Raw genomic sequence first — 20,578 nt, forward strand, 5'->3', positions numbered from 1 at the left:
CCGATTTTAAGCGCGCAAAGGTACGCTATTATTTGTCATTTGGTTAATTAAATGTTATAATTTAATACTACGGTAATTTTGGCTTTTTTATTACGTTAATAATTTGATTAATAGTAAATACCATTTAACCAGCCACACTTGGCAGTTTCCAGCTGTTTTTACAAAATAACCTAAGTTTAACTTTTAAATTTTTACAGCTAATGAATACGTTATTTAAGTATGCAAAATTTATTCCATATCTATATTTTATTACCATTGTGGCATTTTGGTTTACTGACGTTAACCAAAACGAAGGCATTGTGGCCTACCCCATTTTACTTCTTGGGATTCCGTTTTTATGGCAACTTATAAAGCCCAATGAAAAGCTCAACCTAACATTAGGGTTGGTTTTTGTTTGTTTATCGTCTTACATGATTATTGCTTATCTTTCGAAGATTTTTGGTTTTATAAATATTAATAATGGCATTTTATCGTTTTTGTTTTACGGCGGAATGTTTGTAATTGGTAACTTTCTTATGGCTTTGTGGATTGTAAAAAACAGTCTGCATCGAAACATTTAATCTGTATCTTTGTGCTTTAAATTTTGAATAGTTTACCATGAATTTTGAAGCACTTCCGAAGATAAAACACACCAATGCCAACAACTTTTTCCTATTAGCAGGACCATGTGCCATTGAAGGCGAAGACATGGCATTGCGTATAGCCGAAAAAGTAGTGAGCATTACCGATAAGCTACAAATTCCATATGTATTTAAAGGAAGCTTTAAGAAAGCTAACCGCAGTCGTGTAGATAGTTTTACAGGTATTGGTGATGAAAAAGCATTGAAAATACTTCAAAAAGTATCGCAAACTTTTGATATCCCAACCGTAACCGATATCCATGAAATTTCTGATGCTGCTATGGCAGCCGAATATGTGGATGTCTTGCAAATTCCGGCCTTTTTGGTTCGCCAAACAGATCTTGTAGTGGCAGCAGCCAAAACCGGTAAGGTGGTGAATCTTAAAAAAGGACAATTTATGAGTCCGGAAGCCATGAAACACGCCGTTACCAAAGTGCACGACTCGGGCAATCCATATGCATGGATCACCGACCGCGGTACCATGTTTGGCTATCAGGACATGATTGTTGATTTTAGAGGCATCCCAACCATGCGTCAATATGCACCAACGGTTTTAGACGTTACACATTCGTTACAACAACCCAACCAAAGTAGTGGTGTTACCGGCGGACGACCCGACATGATTGAAACCATAGCCCGTGCCGGCGTAGTTAATAATGTGGATGGTTTATTTATAGAAACCCACTTCGATCCTAAAAATGCCAAGAGTGATGGCGCCAATATGTTACATCTCGATTATTTAGAAAAATTACTGAGCAATTTGGTGGCTATTAGGAAAACTGTGAATGGGTTTTAAAAATCCCATTCACTACCCGCACTTTGAATGTCCGCAACTTTTACATTTTAAACAACCTTCTTCAAATACCAGGCCTTCAGGATCGGAACAATTGGGGCATTTTTTGTCTTTGACCTGTGTTCCTTCAGGAATAAAGCGTTTGAGTGCTCTTGCTACGCCGTTTTTCCAGGTGTTGATATGCTCATCGTATAAATTGAGATTATGAATCAAATCAACCACGTAAGGTATGGGCATGCCATGGCGTAATACGCCCGAAATAAGCTTGGCATAATTCCAGAATTCCTTATCAAATGAGCGGGACAAACCTTCAATAGTTACTTTATAACCTTCGGCATCAATGTATTGAAAATCGTAACGTGAGGTGCCGTCTTCGTTGCGGTTTTTGATCACCCAACCTTTGGATACCCATTGCGGCAGGTTAAAGGCGTCTTTCATTTTACCGGTGAAAATTTCATAAGGTTTGCCTTCAACCAAACCAATAACAGCCAGCCATTTTTCTGATTCGTTGTGGAAACGCACCACTTCAGCTTCAATTTTATAAGGGCGTTTGGCCACAAATGTTTCGGTGATGTATTTATTTTCAGGCTCTTTTTCCTTTTTATCATCCGATGAAATTAAAATACCACTTCTAGAGCCGTCGCGATACACGGTTATACCTTTAAGTCCTTTTTTCCAGGAATCAATGTAGATATCGCCCACCAAGTCTACGGTTACTTCATTGGATAAATTAATGGTTGAACTAATAGAGTGTGTGGTATATTTTTGAACCAGCGCTTGCATTTCAACGCGTTTTTTCCAGTCAATTTCAGGTGCGGTGGCACCGGCATACGGACTCTTACTAATATCGGACTTTCCTGTAACCTGCATCCAGTTTTCCAGTTTTTTATGGTAAACGGTGAATTCCTGAAACGCATCGCCCATATCATCTACAAAGTCTACTTTAGCGTTCTCATCGGCATTGTTTACTTTTCGGCGTCTCACGTACGACAACATAAACACAGGCTCAATACCCGAAGATACCTGAGCCAGCATGCTCAATGAGCCGGTTGGCGCAACGGTACTAATAGAAATGTTTCTTCGGCCATTTTCCATCATTCGTTCGTAAACATCGGGAAACTCATGGCCGAGCATTTGCACAAATTCTGAAGTATCTTCAATATTTCTATTAAACCCTTGAAACTGTCCGCGCGTAATAGCCATATCAATACTGCTGTTAAACTCGGCTGTCATTTTGGTTTTCATAATATCATCAATCACCTTGAGCGCCGCATCGGTATCAAATTTGATGTTTAAGGCTGCTACGGCGTCGGCTAATGCTGTAAAACCAAGCCCTGTTCTTCTACCCTTTCGGCCGGTGTCGTAAAGTAATTTCCAGGTTTCGAGTTCCACCTGCTTGATGAAATCGGGTTCTGGATCGGCTTCAATTTTGGTAATAATTTTTTCAACGGCTTCCAACTCCAAATCCACTAAATCGTCCATAAGGCGTTGGGTTTCGTATACTACTTCATAAAACTTTTTAAGGTTGAATTTTGCTTTTTTGGTAAACGGTTCCTCTACAAAACTGAACAAGTTAACCGCAATCAATCTACAGCTATCGCCACCTTGCATGGCAATTTCTGAACACGGATTGGTAGAACTGTTTTTAAATTCGGGATACACCGATGAGGTGGAATAATGATGCTGACGGTCCCAAAAAATTAATCCCGGCTCGGCAGTGTTATGGGCGCAAGTAATGACTTTTTGCCATAGATCGCGTGCATCAACTTGTTTAGAATATTTAGGTGTTTTGCTATCAATGGGCCATTGTAAGGTAAATGGTTGATTATTTATCACGGCTTGCATAAATTCATCACTCAGCCTCACCGAAATATTGGCACCGGTTACTTTGGTTAAATCTTGTTTAATGGTAATAAAATCTTCAATATCGGGATGTTTGATGTCCATGGTAAGCATCAAGGCGCCGCGACGCCCGTTTTGCGCCACTTCTCTGGTGGTATTTGAAAAGCGATTCATAAACGAAACCGCTCCTGTTGTAGTGCCGGCGGCGTTAGACACCTGAGCGTTTTTAGGTCTAAGTTCAGACAAATCAACACCAACACCACAGCGTCTTTTAAACAATTGTGCCAGTTGCTGATCTGTATAAAAAATACCTCCGTAAGAATCTAGTACCGATGGTACCACAATACAATTAGACAAGGAAGCGATGACCTCCTTGTTTCCCAAACCAAACATGACACTCCCTTGCGGAATCACATATTTAAAATCTTTAAAATGCTGGTAGATTTTGTCGGTGGTCAGTGGCTTTCTGGTTTGACCGTAGGTTGATAAGTTTTCCGTGATTTTTTCTTTAGCATCGTATTTGGCTTCAATTCGGCCAAATTCCACTGCCATGCGTTGGTGCATCTCATCGGGCGTTAGCTCCAGAAAATTGCCCGATTTATCCTTTAAGCAGTATTTATTAATCCATGTAGTAGCCGCCAATTCGTCGTTGCTAAAGTATTTTAAAGATGCATTTAAAACTTCTTGATAATCATAAATTTGACGAGTAGTTGCTGATGGATTCATTGGTTTGTAATGTTTAAAATTAGGTTTGGAAAAACACAAAATTAGGTAGCAGCCAGCCCTAAAACATGATAAATATCATGTTGTTGATAAGTGTTGGAGAATGTTGATTAATCTAAAAACCTTAGCTAACCATTAGTAGTTGGTAGATTTATTAGAACGAATAAGTTTAAACGGATTCCTATTAATTTCCAACTGTTTTTGAATCCCGTAAACTACCACATCGTCATTAATATCATCAACAGACTTGTATCTTAATGAGCGAACAGATTTCCTGTTGGTATCTACAAAATAGTTGGTGTATTGGTCCATTTTTTCAAAATGCCAAAAGCCCAAATCTACGTAATCTTTAGACTGATTTAAAAAGCACAGAGGAATGTTGTTACAATAATAAAACGGAATGCGCCATTTAAATAAGAGTTGATTGTTTGGAGCTACGGCTTCGATGATGCTTTGCAGTTGCAGCAAGATAGACCGGTATGGTTCCTTTCGATTTAAAATGTAGGCTTCGGCGGGTTTCATATGGAATCAAGTTTTTATACCAATAAAACATTATTTTCCATCCACAAAATCCTGTAAATAGGCAAATCGCGGTGTTAATTGACCATTTTCGGTGATCTTAGCGCGTTGTAACACACCATCTTTGTCATTGTTAAAAAAAGCAGGCAGTACACTTTTTAAGAAGACTTCTCCGAATCCTTCGCTGGCATCTTTGGGTAATTCGCAGGGTAAATTATCAACAGCCATAACGGTGATGGCTCCGTCGGCATTAAAAGCCACTTCTTGCTCGCTTTGCGGATCATAACCATAAAAGGGTTCGGCAATGGTTGAAGGGCGAATGGTACTAGCCACCGGACCATCAATATCGCAAGAAATGTCGGCCACTAAATTAATTTTAAAATCCGGCGACTTTGCGTCTTCGCGAGAGAATAAAAACGGTGCATTATTACCGTAAAAATGTCCGGCAATAAACATATCTGTTTGTTTGGCGAATGGCATAAAATTACTTTCGTAACCACTTGGATCTGCGTAAAACTCATATTTATCACCTACCTTACCATCTTTGCGTTTGTTGTACTCCATCACATCAATCATGGTATAAACAGGTTCAGTAAAGGCCATGGTTAGGTATTGTGCGTGCGATACTTCTTTGATGTTTAAATGATCTAAAATCTCCTTGGCACCAAAAGCCACTTTACCACTACCTGTAAGTAAGATTTTGATATTTGGTATTGAAATTTGATCTAATTGTGCTTTTACAGCCTCTAAATCTGCCAAGGTTTCAACCTTAGGTAAACTGAACAATTGATCACGTAAGCCTAATGCTCTGAATCCGTTATAAGCACCCACGAGTCCGGCGTACCTGCCAAAGCCTATCAAGCGATTGCTGCGCTCATCCACCAAGGTTTCATGGTCGTAAAGTGTGATATTTTTCTCTAAAATGGCGCGAAGCAAATTTCGGTTATAGGGTTGTTTTTTAATGGTATGACTAAAAAAGAAATACGATTTATTTGGGATAAGTGATGAAATGGGCACTTCCTTTACGCCAATCATGACATCGGCGCCAGACACATCGTCTAAAACTTCAAAACCCAGTTTTTGATAAGCTTCATCCGGGAAAATTCTAATGCCGGAACGTTCAACCATAAATTCTGCTTCAGGGAATTGCTGTTTGGCTTTTAATAAGGTTTCGGGTGAAAAGACCACACGGCGGTCGGGTGGATTTTTACGTTCGGTGATGATGGCAAATTTCATGATGACATTAGGTTTAATAACTGACAAAAGTGCTGAGAAATTAATTTGGAATAGTTTTTGAACAAAAGTAAGAGATTTAAAAGGTTGCGCAAGTTTTTTTGTAATTTCGCAACCCGCTTTTCAACCATAGCAGGCTGATGAGTAAAAAAAAGTTCTTTTAAGGGGTCGACCGGTTTTGACAGCGAGATTAATAATCTGGTAAGCACGTCGTGTAATGACTTTGAAACACGTAAAAGGCTAGGTCAACATTTTAAACGGCGAAGATAACTACGCTTTAGCTGCTTAATCCGAATCACAGTAGGATGAGCCTTGTCACGCCAGGCGTGAAAGCTAAATGTCTCTGGAAAGCCTTGGTTGGTGGCGTTCCGCCAAGAGGCATCGTAAAAATTAACTAAGATTGGGTAGTGCTTTGATGCCCTTTCGAGATTAAGAAGCTAAGTTGTAGGTAGAGTGTTTTTAATCAGCTTACAATCAAAAACCAAGAAAAAACTAAGCGTGTAGAAAGCTACTTTGTTACTTGTTTGGACGAGGGTTCGAATCCCTCCGACTCCACATGAAGCGCAGACAGATTGCGGATTAAAATAAGAATACCTGCCAATTGAACTTGAGCAGGTATTTTTGTTTTAATGATTTATAATCACTTTTCTAAATATTTAAAAATTAGGTTAGCTTATTTTAAAACAACTACCTTCTGTAAAGAAAACTGATTGACTATCAAATGCTCTTTAACTCATCGAGTAGATTCTTACTATACCTAGCTAAAATTTTAACGTTGATATGTTATTACTTTATAAACACCCGGTGTAGTAAAAACTTTGTTCGTGGCAGGGGAATAGGCGTCTGGTTCTCCTTCTTTTTTGTTTGCTTCAACAATTTTTTCTTGTGTTTCAAAAGTTCTTCCAAATACCCTCAATCTAGAATTATGAAAGGTTTCATCTCCATTCAACATACGTGTTGTTACCCATTTTTCTTTTTCGAATCGACCCTCAAGTACTTGACCAATGTAGCCGATGGTGTCCCTCTTTTCAGATGTGAAGTAAACCGTTAAGTTCATACCAATTACAATAAACTCGTTATTATCAGTATGGATTATAATCCCAAAGGATGGTTCTTTAGGTTTTTCATACATCACTTTAACTTTATAGTCGCCAAAATACAAATCTTTATATGTTTCATCTCCTTCTTGGAGTACAGCTCTCATTTTACCAGTTCCTTGATATTCTTTAATTAAGGGCTGTACTTCATTCAAGACTTTGTAAGACTGTGTAAATAAAAAATCATTTGCAGCATCTTCTACACCAAATGGCGAGTAACAAATTGCGTCGTGGTCACCAAAGGCATAAAATGCTCTTCCTACTTCAGATGTAGATTCAGGAATCAATAAAGGATTATCTTCTCTATGATACATTGCCACTATTTCTTTAAAATTAGGCAAATAAATATCCGGAGATTGAATATCAATATCTGGTGCAGCTGCTTTCCAGATATCAATCACACGAGAAACAGGACCACCGTTCGGATAAACACCGGGAAGATCATCGGGCTTTTGAACTATCCAGGCATTAACCATCATCGGCAAATTGTATGCATCTCTTCCGGCCTTAGCCACATAATTGATATATTGAGCATAATACCAGGTCGTGAAAAATGTTTTTGCTTCTGGAGTATTTCCAAATACTTCAATCCAAGTACCACTTTTTTTAAAATTGGTTTTACTCCAAGCATTTTTAATATAATCATCTAGCTTATTACGATGGGTTTTTAAGTAGGTCATTAAACTTTCAGGTACTTCTTTTTCGAATAGTTCCAATGATAATTTATTATAATCTATGTCTTGAAACATACCAACCTCGTTTTGAGGTTGCATTAAAATAACTGTTTGGTTTTTATCATACTCCCTGACATGTTTCATCAACGCTTTAAACGCTTTTGCATCTGCCAACTTCGTAGCCTCACAAAATGGCGATAAGGTTTCAATTTCTAAACCGTCTTTAGTTTTAACTCTAAAAAATCGCTTGGTGTCTTTTTTAACCCACAGTGGTGCATAACTCGATTCACCATTTTTCCAACTGGCAAACCATAAAAGGCAAACCTTTAAATTATTTTTCTCAGCATTCTCAATAATTGAATTGACTAATGTAAAATCATAGACACCTTCCTGTGGCTCAAACTGTTCCCAAGCTAAAGTGACAAATACAGCATTTAAATTCATTCTTTTAAGCTTTGGAAACAAAGGTTCCATATATTCAACTGTAGATGCTGACGAGTTGTGGACTTCTCCGGCTATCATTAAAAAAGGCTGGTTGTCGACGATTAATTGCGTTGCCGAACCCTTCTTAGCAAGGTGAGGTATATTTTGTGCTAATGATTGCATCATCACGAAGACAAAAAAGAAAATTACTTGAATTAGCTTCATTTTAATAGTTATAAATAGATGAATAATTTTAAAAGTAAAGCCCATTATAGAACAATGAGCTTTACCCAATTCCAGGATTACAAAAGATTAATAAAAAATTAGCTTTTTACCCATAACGCTGTTATCATTTACAGCTTTTATAATATAGATACCTTTTTGCTTTAAGTTTTTAATGGTGTTTTTACCATTGATAGTTTCGCTTATCAATAATCGACCATTGATATCAAAAACATAAACCTGAGTATTATACTGCTCTTTATCAAATGTAATTCTACCATCACTATCAATATAGACGAATTGGTCTATTATGTCTAGTGAATCTACACTTAAAGCAGATTGGTTAGCGAAGTAAATATTATCTATGTAGACCCCAATGGATGTGCCTTCTGCGGGATAGAGAATTATTTGTGTTAATTCGTTACCAGCAATACCATCCAGATTAATACTATACTCAACCCAACCTGTTAAAGAGGCTGACTCATAAGTTACGTTGCCACCAAAAAAGGCACCAGAATTAAATTGTATTTGTGCACCCGGAGCATTATTAGGATTGTATACAGAAAAAAACAGCTTATCTCCTGTTTCCGGTGTAAAAGCCGGGCTAGGAAAATACTGAATCTCTAACCACGGAAAAGGATTCTCTGTTCCAGAAAATGCACAATTTGCACTGGAATTGACATCATCAACTATAGGATTTGCAACTTCTCCACCATTTGGAGATTCAAAAAACATTCCAGATGACACTTCCTCATTATAAACATAAGTTGGGCCTGATGATGGTGGTGACAAAACCGATTGATCGTTGAAATAAATATTATCTATGTAAACCCCAATGGAAGTGCCTTCTGCGGGAAAAAGAATAATTTGTGTTAATTCGTTACCAGCAATACCATCCAGATTAATACTATACTCAACCCAACCTGTTAAAGAGGCTGACTCATAAGTTACGTTGCCACCAAAGAAGGCACCTGAATTGAATTGAATTTGTGCGCCTGGAGCATTATTAGGATTGTATACAGAAAAAAACAGCTTATCTCCTGTTTCCGCTGTAAAAGCCGGGCTAGGAAAATACTGAATCTCTAACCACGGAAAGGGATTCTCTGTTCCAGAAAATGCACAGTTTGCACTGGAATTGACATCATCAACTATAGGATTTGCAACTTCTCCACCATTTGGAGATTCAAAAAACATTCCAGATGACACTTCCTCATTATAAACATAAGTTGGGCCTGATGATGGTGGTGACAAAACCGATTGATCGTTGAAATAAATATTATCTATGTAAACCCCAATGGAAGTGCCTTCTGCGGGAAAAAGAATAATTTGTGTTAATTCGTTACCAGCAATACCATCCAGATTAATACTATACTCAACCCAACCTGTTAAAGAGGCTGACTCATAAGTTACGTTGCCACCAAAGAAGGCGCCAGAATTAAATTGTATTTGTGCACCTGGAGCATTATTAGGATTGTATACAGAAAAAAACAGCTTGTCTCCTGTTGCCGGTGTAAAAGCCGGGCTGGGAAAATACTGAATCTCTAACCATGGAAAAGGATTTTCTGTTCCCGAGAATGCACAAGTTTCACTCGCATTAACATCATCTTGAAGTGGATTGGTAACAATTTCGCCATTTGGGGATTCAAAAAATATACCTGACGAAACAGATTCGTTAAAGACAAAAGTTTGTGAATTGACAAAACGTGGTATTAACGATACTAAAATAAAGAGATAAAATGTAATTTTTGTTTTCATTTTGATTGGATTTAAAGTGTTAAACAACTATTTAACTAATTTGTAATGCTATAAATGATAAATTATTAATCAATTTCTTTTAATGATATTTCGTCTAAGTATATCGTACCAGTGCCTGGTTGAATAAATTTAAATTGCGTCCATGCATTGTTAGCTGTACCTTCGGAATAGACATTGGTTAAATCACCAGTTTGAAATGTTATTGTTTTAAAGGACCATTCACTTCCAACTTCTGGAATAGGACTGTACCAAGCAAAATTATACCAACTTTGCAAGTCACTTTCATTAGAGATTTCGGCAGCGGTGATTGTGTTAAAATCGTCACTTTTAACCCAAAAGCTGAATTCATAAGTTTTGAAACTTTGAAGAACTGCATTCGGAAACCCCTGAACCCCTTTGGTAAATAGCTGTGACTCTATACCAGCCGCATTGATTTCAATTTTAGCATACCCATTCGTTTCGTTGGCACCTGCACCGGGAATATTTTCAATACTAAAAACCATGGCATCTGTTCCATTTGAGACCCAGTTTTGCCAAATTTCTGATGCATAATCTGTGTCCTCAAAACTAAATACAGACCTAGGATATTTTTCATTTCCAATCTGTATTGCAATTTCTTGTGTGTCAACTATACCATTTAAAAATGTAACCTCTAAAGTACAGGTAATAGGCCCTTCTTGTGAAAAAGTAACATTTACTTCTGCCTCTTGTGATGTAGCTGGCGAACCACCCGGGAAACTCCAAACTCTTGATTGTACACTACTAGAATTGTCTGTAAAGGTTATGGTCTGCCCTGCATCTGCCTGAACTGCGCTCACATCATAGTTTATTAAACCACTACCAACCTGGACAAAAATATTTTTTGTTTCAGTAATGCCGTCTATAAAGGTATTTTCAATGGTACAGTTAATGAGTCCTACTTCGGAAAACTGCACGCTAACTTCTCTTTCTGTTGAGGTGCTCGGGTTTCCACCTGGGAATGTCCAAACCCGAGATTTAACGCCGGTTGAATAATCTGTAAAAACAACGCTTTCTCCTAAATTAGTTGAATTAGTACTTACATCCGGATCAAAGAATATTTCTACCGATGAGTCATCATTTTTATTACAACTGGAAACAGCCAAAACAATTATAAAAATTGAGAAAGTAAATCTTAGTTTCATGATTTTTAATTTTATATGTTTTAAAATGATTCTATTAAATTTTGTAAACTTTCAGTTACATTATCATCACTCATGTAATATTGGGCAATACTATTTTGTTGGTATTGGTCAATAGCCATAGCAATACAACCAATGTTAATGTCGTAAGGATTCCAGTTTGGCGCTGGAACATTGAGACCATTTGGTAAATCTTCCAGTCTAATGTTATCAGGAAACCCCAAAAGAGGATGATAATATCCTAACGAAGCATAATTCCTTAAAGATTGAATGGCTTCTGTGGGGATAAATGGTATAGCTAAAGCTGCCCCATAGGGTGCAGGTGAAATCTGAATGACTTCATTTGAATTAGCCCCTGAAACTGATGAACCCTGGTTGCCAATGTATCTATCCCAGTTTATAAACCCACTACTTTCAATTGTAGAAATCGTACCACAGGCAGTTAGTCCTATATATGATTTTCCAAAACGGCCAGCTGAAGTAGATGCATCGCTTAAATATGCCAGCGTACTATTGGTTCGATATGGCTCTATGGCACCTGTCCATAATTGCAACCAATTATATGTAAAGCCGGAGCCAAACCAACTTGGGTAAAACCCATTTATTTGTGCTCTAAAAATTCGGTTTAAATCCAAATTATCAACCTGCCCTGAGGCTAAAGCTTCTAGGTAAATTAATTCGGTTTCTTCTGAAAAAGCATCACCCCATACTTGTCCATTTTTATTACCACTCGATGAAAACCCCTTTGTAATTCTCCCAAACTTATAGTTATCATTTGGATTATTGTGAATTGCATTGGCCCATTGAGGTCGATTAAGTAATGTATTACAAATATTTACAATTTCGGCATCTGCTGCATATCTCTGTTTTACAGTTCTTATTCCGGCAGCACACATTGCCCAATCAATTGTGCTTACTGCTTCAGGACTATGATTGTATAAACCACTTCCGTTAGCATCAAAATAATGATAAGGAAAACCAAATACACCTTCTGTACCGTCATACCAATTTTGGGCTTCTTGCCACTTTAGCATTGATAAAATTCTTGTTTTCGCATCGAATGGTGTGATAAGATTTTCTTGTTCTGCTAAAATATAATTAGCATATGAGTAGCCTATCCCTGACAAGGATACTTTATTGGTATCATAGGACGATTCCATTACCACTCCTTTACCTCCTCCTAAATCTTTATAATTCCATAGAAAATAATTGATACTTGTGGTTTTAATCCAATTTAAAAATTCATTATCATCCATAGATGGTACAAATGGCGTGGTTGTGGTGTTTGTAATATAGACATCATCAATACCAATGGCGCCATTTTTAAAAGTTGTTAAATCTTGATTTTCTCCATTGATTTTAAAAGCTAAAGAATGTAGTTCTTGACTGGTTAACGGGAATGTATAAGATAGCATGTCTTCTTCATCAATTTCGAAGGTTTTAGCGTCAATTAAAGTGCCCCCAATATTATAAGCCTCTACAGTTAGATTAATAGGTGTATGATAGCTAACTGCTCTAAAACTAATACCGGTGAGACCGTTTAGAAACACTTCTGGAACTGGAGTTCTATTTACCAGTTTGCCGTGAATCGCCATTACAAACTCTACATAATCCGAATTGTTTTCAATCCTATTGAAGGAGATTTTATGCAAGGCATTGTATCCATTTCTCAATATTTCTGAGGAAACACTAACATTTTGACTTTTTCTAATTACCCATTCAGAGTTCACCTCTGTGCTTCTACTTTTAGCCATATCTGCTGTGTAGATGGCAATACCGGGAAAATGTATAGGCTTATCTAAATTTGGTAATACATATACCGCGTTTGCCGGATCATTATTGTTTGATGAGTCATTATTATTGTCTGGTTGCGATTCCTCTACAGAATCCTCACATCCTAGGCAACCAATTAAAAACATAGAACACAAGACAAGTGAACTGACTTGATTTAGAATGCGATATAGTTTTCTGATTGTCATTACGAAATGTATTAGTAGCCAGGATTTTGCTGTAGATTACTTTTTAAAATTTCTTCTATAGGAATTGGCCACAGATAATGGCTTTGCGGGAAGCTTCTATTTCCCGTGCCACCTTCAAAATAAAAATACCTGTAAGATCTTGTACCTGTAGACGGATTGTTTATGGGTTCTACAGCAATAATATCTTTGGCAAAATCAACCTCTGCATCAAGCCAACGACGAGCATCGTACCAACGATTACTTTCAAATGCAAGTTCAATTTTTCTCTCGTGCTTAATTTTTTGTAATAAATCCCCAGAACTATTTATAGGAGGCATATTCACTCCAGGTCTTTGTCTTATTTGGTTAATGTAAGTCACTGCAGTGGAGTAATTACCTAAATGATATTGTGCTTCAGCATAGGTTAGATAGAACTCAGATAGTCTCATATATATCCAAGGTTGGCCACCACTTACACCATCGTTTAAATTCCAACTTTCATCCAATGATTTTCTAATACCATATCCTAACCTATGTCCATTCCACCAAAAGTCTACATTAGGATCTCTACTGTCTTTACCACCAGTCCACATTTCTAAATTTCTGCCTTTAAATTCTGTATTATCGTAAAGCACAGAATATCTTAACCGAGGGTCTCTATTTTGATACGGATTATTAGGGTTATAATCGTTAGCATTAGGATTAATAATTGGTTGTAAATTATTGGGAGCACCTGTATATCCTAAAACCGGAATGTGACCCGATACAGTTTCGTATTGATCAATAAATTCTTGACGTGGGTTCTCGCTTATCCAGCCTCCGTCACCATTAGGAAAACGCCACTCGTTGATATTGTGGCCTCCTCTGTAATGAAAATAGAAATCTGAAGGCTCATCAACTAACTCAAAACCAAATTGGTCTAAGAATTGCTTGAAGAATATAACTTCTGAGTCCATAGGATTCAAAAATAATCCTTGATAGTCCGAAGAAAGTGTATACTGACTTAGATTAAATAACTCTTCGCAAGCATCTGCAACTTGCTGCCATTTTGAAATATCGTTGGCAACATTAAAAAGCGGACTTGCATTAAACATTAAAGCCCTTATTTTAAGCCCAATAGCTGCGCCCTTAGTTATTCTTCCAAAGGAAGCTCCAATGGCATCACCTCGATTTGGTAAATCGACTATTGCTTCATCTAATTCATTTACAATGAATTCTACACAATCATCAAATGAGGCTCGCGGGACATCAAAATTAGAATTTACGTTAAATGTGGTTGTAATTAGTGGTACACCGCCATATCTTGATATGAGCTCTGTATAAAAATAAGCTCTTAGAAACCTAATTTCGGCTGTAAGTTGCCTAACACGATCCTCCTCACCGGTATTGGGTTCATACCGGTCTATATTCTCCAAAAATATATTTTGATTTCGAATGGCTTTATAGGCATCTAACCAAAATCCATTAAAATAGTACATATTAAGTGATCCAGAAGTCAAACCGCCTTGGGTATATTTATCTAAAAATCGAGCTTCGTGCATGTGGTAGCTCTCATCAGTTATACCGGTCATGCGTAAACCACCTGCCCACTGTGGAAAACCATGGGGTAATTCGTTATAACGGTCATTCACATAAAGCTCAATTAAGTTTAGGTCCTCCCAAACATTGGCTTCTGAAATTGAATCTAAAGGTTTAAGATCTAAAAAATCGTCTTCACAGCTACTTACAGGAAGTAAGATTAAAATAAGAATAGCGAAACGTATATTTTTCATAATTTACAATACATATTAAAAGGTTACATTAAAACCTGCCGTTAACAATAATTGTTGAGGATAGAACCATCCTGTTGATGACACACTTTCCGGGTCGTTAATTTTTACATTATCAAATAATATCAATAAGTTGTGACCTGAAACAAAAAACCTAAAACTATCAAGACCTAATGGTTCTAGCCATTTTTTGTTTAGTGAATAGGATATATCAACATTTTTTAACCTTAAAAAGGAATTATTTCTAATCCATACTGTAGACACTTCTCTAAAACTACTGCTCGCCGTGTCGAATGCTCCGGGAAAAGTGGCATTTGGTGTTCTAATTTCTGAGCGCCAGCGTTCTTCATAAAACTGAGATTGCTGATTGATATCGAAGGGTCTATAAATGGTTTGAGCAAGCGCTTGACCTTGGAAAAGAACATTTAGAGACAAATTTTTCCAGTCTAACCCCATTGTAAATCCATAAACAATTTTAGGTGTTGGCGAGTTTTCCAAAATAATTTGATCCTGCTCATTAAGAACACCATCTCCATTTTGGTCTACGATTCTTACGTCACCAGGCTGGGCATCAGGAAAACTAACAGAATTGTCAATTTCTTCTTGATTATTGTAGATTCCATTGGCCTCGTAGATCAAAATAAAGTCCACAGGTCTTCCTGTTCTTCTTTGCCAATCTGGCACATTAGGTGGTTCGTCTATAAAAATAATTCGACTTTCAGCAAAGGTAAATTGACCTCCAAAATTATAACTAAAGTCATTTATTGTATTTTGATGGTTGAGTTGAATCTCAACACCCCTATTTGACACTTTACCAATGTTTTCGTCGGGCAATGTTAATCCGGCATATACAGGAATTGAAGCATTTCTAGGTGCTAAAATATCTGATCTCCTCTCATAAAATACATCAACACTACCCTCAAGTAAACGATTTCTCAATCTGAAATCCACGCCAAAATTTAATTTTTGAGATGTCTCCCATGTGATGTTTGGGTTAGGAGTTGTGCCCGGTGATAGTCCATTATAGCGTTGTGGGTCTTCACCAAAAATATAAGAGTTTCCAATATTGTAAATCTGGAGAAATTGGAAATTGTTAACACGGTCATTTCCTAACAAACCCCATGAAGTTCTTATTTTTAATTCAGTAATCAGTTCACTATTAAAAAAGTCCTCTTCAGAAACTCTCCAACCTAAGGATGCCGCCGGGAAAAATCCAAATCGGTTTCCTTTAGCGAAATTTGATGAACCATCATAACGCATGGTAACATCTACAAGATACTTGTCGTCAAAATTATAATTTATCTTCCCGAAAAAGTTCTGCCTCGCCGATTGATAACCACGCCCCCCATTGTTTTGATTTTCATCTGCACCACTGAATAAAAAAGGTATATCTTCTGAGATTAAATTTTGTCTCGACGCAAATATAAACTCACCTTCTTGTTTAAACTGTTCATAAGCAACAAAGGAACTTATACTATGTTTTCCGTAACTTTTATCATATCCAATCTTAAAATGAAATAATTGATTGAGCTCTTCACTGTATTGTTGAAATAAATTGATAGTACCGGTCTGAAACTTCAGATTAATGTACTCGCCACTTTCTTCATCAAATTCATATTGATCAAATGGTTTTGACAAATCCTTTCTAGTTGTTGTATAAAAATCTACCGTTGCATAGGTGTCTAGGTACAACCCTTGAGTAATAAAAGGCAATTCCCAACGTAGTGCAAACTTAGAATCAAATTTTTTAGTTTGAGTTCGCTTACTTCCGCTGTCGCCATTCACCAAACTAATTGGGTTTCCGGCAGATGTTTTCCTAATAAGGCCATTTTCAAAATAGGGAAACTCAAAAGGAGGCTGAACAAACACCTGTCTTACCAACCCATCAGTATTAAGTGTAGGCCTATTATTATCACCAATTCGCGCGGCTAGATCAAGACCCATTTTTATGTTTTTTCCTAGACGTGTATCGATATTAGATCGAATATTATATTGCTTATATCCGTATGCATCGCCTACGTATATTGCATCTTGGTTTAAATATTGTCCTGATATATAATACTGCGTGTTTTCACTACCTCCACTTACGTTAATAGCATGTTGAACCTGTGGTGTCCAATTATCCGTTACAACATCCCACCAGTCTGTATCACCCCATTTAGTCCTATCTATGCTTCCATCCCTATACTGCCTAATGATATCTTGAAATTCTTGAGGTCGATTATTTCTTTCATTAATTTCGTCAACCCAAGTTAAATATTGATAGGCGTTCATAAGGTGCGGTCGTCTTGTGGGTTGGGCTAACGAGTAATGCATGTTATAATTAAATACGGGTTCACCTGTTTTCCCCCTTTTAGTAGTTACTAGAATAACCCCATTGGCCGCCTGAGCTCCATAAATGGCTGCCGACGCATCTTTTAATACTGAAATGCTTTCTATGTCATCTGGATTTAATCGTTCAAAACTGCCACGGCTAGGAACACCATCAATTACATAAAGTGGCTGTGTGTTACCTGTTGTTCCAATACCACGTATTCTCACATCAATTTGATCACTTCCAGGTTCACCTCCTCTTGCATTAATAACCAAACCAGGAATTCTCCCTGTAAGATTGTTTGCTAGATTTGCTGTTTTACTCTCCTTTATTTCCTCCGTTCTAATATCAGATACAGCTCCTGTTAAGGTTACTTTCTTTTGCCTGCCATAACCTACAACAACGACTTCTTCAAGGCTAGCCCGACTTTCTTCTAAAACAATATTGAAGTTAGTATTTTCATTTACAACAATTTCCTTGGTTAAATAACCAATGTATGAAACTACCAAAGTTGAACTGTTATCTTTAACGGTTAAGTTGAATTGACCATCAATATCCGTTTGAGTTCCATTAGTAGTTCCCTTTTCTAATATATTTGCCCCTGGTAAAGGTTGACCGTTTTGCTCAACAACAACTCCTGAAACCAATAGTTTCTGTGGGGTATTGTTAACTGTTGTCTGCTGCTCACTTTTCTCTATAATTATGGTATTATTTTCTGATAATTTGAATTTTATATCTTTCCCTGAAAAGCACTTTTCTAAGAGACTTGATATTTCAATAGTACCCTTTTTCAAAGCTACTTTTGGACTATTTATAAATAAATCTTGCGGATATAAAAAACGATATACTGTCTGATCTTGAATCAAATTGAACACCTCATCAATTGATATTACCATATCCGCCTCTATCGTTACTTTTTCTTGAGAAAAAGAATCTGTAGGATTCAAGCTGAAAACAGTCGTACACAGTAAAAAAACAATAGCTCTCATAGAAGTATGTAATAGCGAGCTTATTATAAAGCTGCGCGACTTAATTAATTTAATTTTCATAAATTCGTCTTGTGATAATTAGACTTTGTCTTAGTTATTGCCTTTTAGAGGAACGAAGTTGATTCACCGCAAAATGTTTGACTTCGATTCCTCTTTTTTACAATTTATTTCAATATAATATGCTTATCTTCTATGTCATAATCATTGATAACACCAAAATTCTTTATTGTTTTCAAAATCTCTTCAATATTTTGATCTTTCCCTAAAACCCCATTGAAACCTGCCTTTTTGATACTATCATTGGCAAAATATATCTCGACATCATACCAACGAGACAGTACTTTCATTATGTCAGCCAATGGCTTTCTGCGAAAACTTAAAACACCATCTTTCCAAGAAACTTCGTTATATACGTTAACCTCAGAAATCGTCATTGAATTTGCTTCAAGATTAAAATTAGTTTGCTGACTAGGTTTTAATATTTGATTGGAAATGGGCGTGTTCACAGAAACCTTTCCTTCCACAAGTGTGGTGTAAATATTTGTTTCGTCTCGGTAAGCCTTAATGTTAAATTCTGTGCCTAATACTTCTATTTCTTGAGATTGGTTATAGACTATAAATTTAGTCCCATTATGTGCTGAACTAGGAGATACATCAAAATAAGCTTCGCCATATACAAGTTCAACTTTACGCGTTTCATTTTCTTTAAAGTTTATAGGATATTTTAATTTTGACTCTGAATTTAACCAAACTTGAGTACCGTCGGATAATTTTATAAAAAACTGACCACCTCTTGGGATTGTTAAATAATTATATATAACTTCTTTCGTGTTTTTTTCTCCAGTTTGATAAATAATACCCTCTCCATCACTGCTAGCGTTTTGCAATTGAAAAGACACTCCTTTTTCTAATGTCACTTGCGTACCATCTTCCAATGTAAGAGTAGCCTTATCTGTACCAGGTTCGATTGAATTTACAACAGCTGGTTCTACAAGTTGAGTATTAGCCTCTCTTTGAAAAAAGACAGTTAGTGTTATAACTAATAAAATTGAAGCGGCGGCGGCATATTTTATTATACTTCTAAACTTATTGATACGAACAACTTTTTTGTCCTTATCAATTAATGCTAGTAATTGTTTTTTTGAATTCTTCGAATCGAATTTTTGAAGGTTAAAGTTTATAGCATAATTGGTTTTTACATAATAATAAAACTCCTTTTGATGAGCAGACTCTTCAAGCCACAATCCTAATTCATCCAATTCTGAATTAGATGCCTGATTTGATAAATATTTTGATATTATAGTTTTAATTTTATCCGATAACATTACCTTACATTATTTACATTAATAACGACACAAATTTGCATAACCCTAACTTTTATTGTGGTTTTTTTTTATTTTCGCAACAAATCACACCAAATATTACTAAAATCTCATAATGGATTCCAACTATTCAAATGATTTAGAACTTATTGCTGCTTTGAAAAAGGGTGAATCTAAATCTTATAGTTTTTTAGTTGATTTATACCATCATCGACTCTGCGTATATGCTTATGGACTCACTAATGACTTAAGTCAATCAGAAGATATAGTCCAAAACGTTTTTATTAGTATCTGGAAACAGCGTCTTAATCTTAAAGATGATTTTTCGGTAAAAAATTATCTATACAGATCGGTTTACAATGAATTTATAGACCAGTATAGAAAAAAAAGAGCTGTTGTGGCGCTTGAAAAGAAATATATAGATGCTTTAAGTACCATTGTTGAAGAAGATGAAACTTCATTGGATAAGCTTATGGCCCTGGTGAAACTGGAAATAGAGAATCTTCCACCAAAATGTAAACAGACTTTTATACTCAGTAAACAAGAAGGATTGACCAATATTGAAATAGCAGAATATTTAAATATTTCTATCAAATCTGTTGAAGCACATATAACCAAGGCTTTTACTATTTTAAGAAAATCTGTTGGCGACAAGATTAATGGACTTTTGTTTTTATTGTTCGGGACTCAAAAAACAAGCCATGCTTAGTATTCCTTTTTGAAACCTTTTATTGACAACTTGCTTCATAAGATTTTATAATTTTTAAGAGTTCCAATAGACTAACTCTTCATTATTTGAGTGGGTATAACCTATTAATCTTCTCTACGGGAACTAAAATCCCTCCGACTCGACCTTCGCCCTCCGAAGCTTTTTTGCAGAAAAAGCTTCGGAGGGCTTTTTATTTATAAGCCGTATTCTTAATTAAAATTTTAATCCTAATTGCTTCGGAGGGCTTCGGTGGACGCAGTCCACAGCTTTACGAAGTTTGCAACTTCCCACAATCAAAATCAAATAAAAATATAAGATTGAAGATAAATGGAACAAACCTAATACTTAGCAATAAAACCCTAACTACAAAATTTTTGTTAAGATGCTAAGGTCTAAATTCAATCTATCGCAATTAGATTACCGATTCGTGCTATAACACAGCTGAAATCTTATAAT

The 20,578-nt window shown here is 36.4% G+C and carries 13 protein-coding genes and 1 other RNA gene; 4 read left to right on the forward strand and 10 right to left on the reverse strand.

Annotated elements, in window-relative coordinates; translation table 11 throughout:
* The first annotated feature begins 200 nt into the window (after positions 1–200).
* Positions 201–560, forward strand: a complete 360-nt coding sequence (locus FJ651_RS01185) for a hypothetical protein (protein ID WP_140988566.1) — start codon at positions 201–203, stop codon at positions 558–560.
* Positions 561–597: 37 nt separating this feature from the next.
* A complete protein-coding gene (gene kdsA, locus FJ651_RS01190) occupies positions 598–1,416 on the forward strand; it encodes a 3-deoxy-8-phosphooctulonate synthase (protein ID WP_140988567.1) in 819 nt (272 codons plus the stop codon).
* A 12-nt stretch (positions 1,417–1,428) separates the two neighbouring features.
* On the opposite strand, the gene FJ651_RS01195 is transcribed toward kdsA, so the two are convergent.
* From FJ651_RS01195 to FJ651_RS01205, 3 genes are all read right to left on the reverse strand, one after another.
* Positions 1,429–3,981, reverse strand: a complete 2,553-nt coding sequence (locus FJ651_RS01195) for an adenosylcobalamin-dependent ribonucleoside-diphosphate reductase (protein WP_140988568.1) — start codon at positions 3,979–3,981, stop codon at positions 1,429–1,431.
* A gap of 132 nt (positions 3,982–4,113) precedes the next feature.
* The gene (locus FJ651_RS01200; RefSeq protein WP_140988569.1) at positions 4,114–4,500 is read right to left on the reverse strand and encodes a DUF1801 domain-containing protein; all 387 of its coding nucleotides are present in this window, start codon (positions 4,498–4,500) and stop codon (positions 4,114–4,116) included.
* A gap of 30 nt (positions 4,501–4,530) precedes the next feature.
* Positions 4,531–5,733 (reverse strand): NAD(P)-dependent oxidoreductase, encoded by a 1,203-nt coding sequence (locus tag FJ651_RS01205; protein WP_140988570.1) that lies wholly within the window; start codon positions 5,731–5,733, stop codon positions 4,531–4,533.
* Between the two features lie 161 nt (positions 5,734–5,894).
* On the opposite strand from FJ651_RS01205, the gene ssrA reads away from it, so the two are divergent.
* Positions 5,895–6,288, forward strand: a transfer-messenger RNA (tmRNA) gene (gene ssrA, locus FJ651_RS01210).
* A gap of 211 nt (positions 6,289–6,499) precedes the next feature.
* On the opposite strand, the gene FJ651_RS01215 is transcribed toward ssrA, so the two are convergent.
* The 7 genes from FJ651_RS01215 to FJ651_RS01245 form a co-directional block, all read right to left on the reverse strand.
* The gene (locus tag FJ651_RS01215) at positions 6,500–8,149 is read right to left on the reverse strand and encodes a GH35 family beta-galactosidase (RefSeq protein ID WP_140988571.1); all 1,650 of its coding nucleotides are present in this window, start codon (positions 8,147–8,149) and stop codon (positions 6,500–6,502) included.
* A gap of 87 nt (positions 8,150–8,236) precedes the next feature.
* On the reverse strand, positions 8,237–9,901 hold the full coding sequence (locus FJ651_RS01220) for a T9SS type A sorting domain-containing protein (protein WP_140988572.1): 1,665 nt from the start codon (positions 9,899–9,901) through the stop codon (positions 8,237–8,239).
* A 65-nt stretch (positions 9,902–9,966) separates the two neighbouring features.
* Positions 9,967–11,064 carry a PKD domain-containing protein gene (locus FJ651_RS01225; protein ID WP_140988573.1) on the reverse strand — a complete coding sequence of 366 codons (1,098 nt, stop codon included), beginning with the start codon at positions 11,062–11,064 and terminating at the stop codon, positions 9,967–9,969.
* A gap of 20 nt (positions 11,065–11,084) precedes the next feature.
* A complete protein-coding gene (locus FJ651_RS01230) occupies positions 11,085–13,040 on the reverse strand; it encodes a hypothetical protein (protein ID WP_140988574.1) in 1,956 nt (651 codons plus the stop codon).
* Positions 13,041–13,051: 11 nt separating this feature from the next.
* Entirely contained in the window at positions 13,052–14,791 is a 1,740-nt protein-coding gene (locus FJ651_RS01235) for a RagB/SusD family nutrient uptake outer membrane protein (RefSeq protein WP_140988575.1), read from the reverse strand.
* Between the two features lie 15 nt (positions 14,792–14,806).
* The gene (locus FJ651_RS01240; RefSeq protein ID WP_140988576.1) at positions 14,807–18,151 is read right to left on the reverse strand and encodes a SusC/RagA family TonB-linked outer membrane protein; all 3,345 of its coding nucleotides are present in this window, start codon (positions 18,149–18,151) and stop codon (positions 14,807–14,809) included.
* Between the two features lie 104 nt (positions 18,152–18,255).
* Positions 18,256–19,416, reverse strand: a complete 1,161-nt coding sequence (locus FJ651_RS01245; RefSeq protein WP_140988577.1) for a FecR family protein — start codon at positions 19,414–19,416, stop codon at positions 18,256–18,258.
* Between the two features lie 112 nt (positions 19,417–19,528).
* Between FJ651_RS01245 and FJ651_RS01250 the strand changes: the two genes are divergently transcribed.
* Entirely contained in the window at positions 19,529–20,122 is a 594-nt protein-coding gene (locus FJ651_RS01250) for an RNA polymerase sigma factor (RefSeq protein WP_140988578.1), read from the forward strand.
* Positions 20,123–20,578: the final 456 nt, after the last annotated feature.

This window comes from Paucihalobacter ruber (assembly GCF_006494535.1).
Taxonomy (GTDB): domain Bacteria; phylum Bacteroidota; class Bacteroidia; order Flavobacteriales; family Flavobacteriaceae; genus Paucihalobacter; species Paucihalobacter ruber.

Bases quoted from the DNA above. Each gene is read 5' to 3' on its own strand.
- FJ651_RS01215 (WP_140988571.1), bottom strand. From the start codon at position 8,149: ATGAAGCTAATTCAAGTAATTTTCTTTTTTGTCTTCGTGATGATGCAA.
- FJ651_RS01205 (WP_140988570.1), bottom strand. From the start codon at position 5,733: ATGAAATTTGCCATCATCACCGAACGTAAAAATCCACCCGACCGCCGT.
- FJ651_RS01230 (WP_140988574.1), bottom strand. From the start codon at position 13,040: ATGACAATCAGAAAACTATATCGCATTCTAAATCAAGTCAGTTCACTT.
- FJ651_RS01250 (WP_140988578.1), top strand. From the start codon at position 19,529: ATGGATTCCAACTATTCAAATGATTTAGAACTTATTGCTGCTTTGAAA.
- FJ651_RS01225 (WP_140988573.1), bottom strand. From the start codon at position 11,064: ATGAAACTAAGATTTACTTTCTCAATTTTTATAATTGTTTTGGCTGTT.
- FJ651_RS01200 (WP_140988569.1), bottom strand. From the start codon at position 4,500: ATGAAACCCGCCGAAGCCTACATTTTAAATCGAAAGGAACCATACCGG.
- FJ651_RS01235 (WP_140988575.1), bottom strand. From the start codon at position 14,791: ATGAAAAATATACGTTTCGCTATTCTTATTTTAATCTTACTTCCTGTA.
- FJ651_RS01220 (WP_140988572.1), bottom strand. From the start codon at position 9,901: ATGAAAACAAAAATTACATTTTATCTCTTTATTTTAGTATCGTTAATA.
- kdsA (WP_140988567.1), top strand. From the start codon at position 598: ATGAATTTTGAAGCACTTCCGAAGATAAAACACACCAATGCCAACAAC.
- FJ651_RS01245 (WP_140988577.1), bottom strand. From the start codon at position 19,416: ATGTTATCGGATAAAATTAAAACTATAATATCAAAATATTTATCAAAT.
- FJ651_RS01240 (WP_140988576.1), bottom strand. From the start codon at position 18,151: ATGAAAATTAAATTAATTAAGTCGCGCAGCTTTATAATAAGCTCGCTA.
- FJ651_RS01195 (WP_140988568.1), bottom strand. From the start codon at position 3,981: ATGAATCCATCAGCAACTACTCGTCAAATTTATGATTATCAAGAAGTT.
- FJ651_RS01185 (WP_140988566.1), top strand. From the start codon at position 201: ATGAATACGTTATTTAAGTATGCAAAATTTATTCCATATCTATATTTT.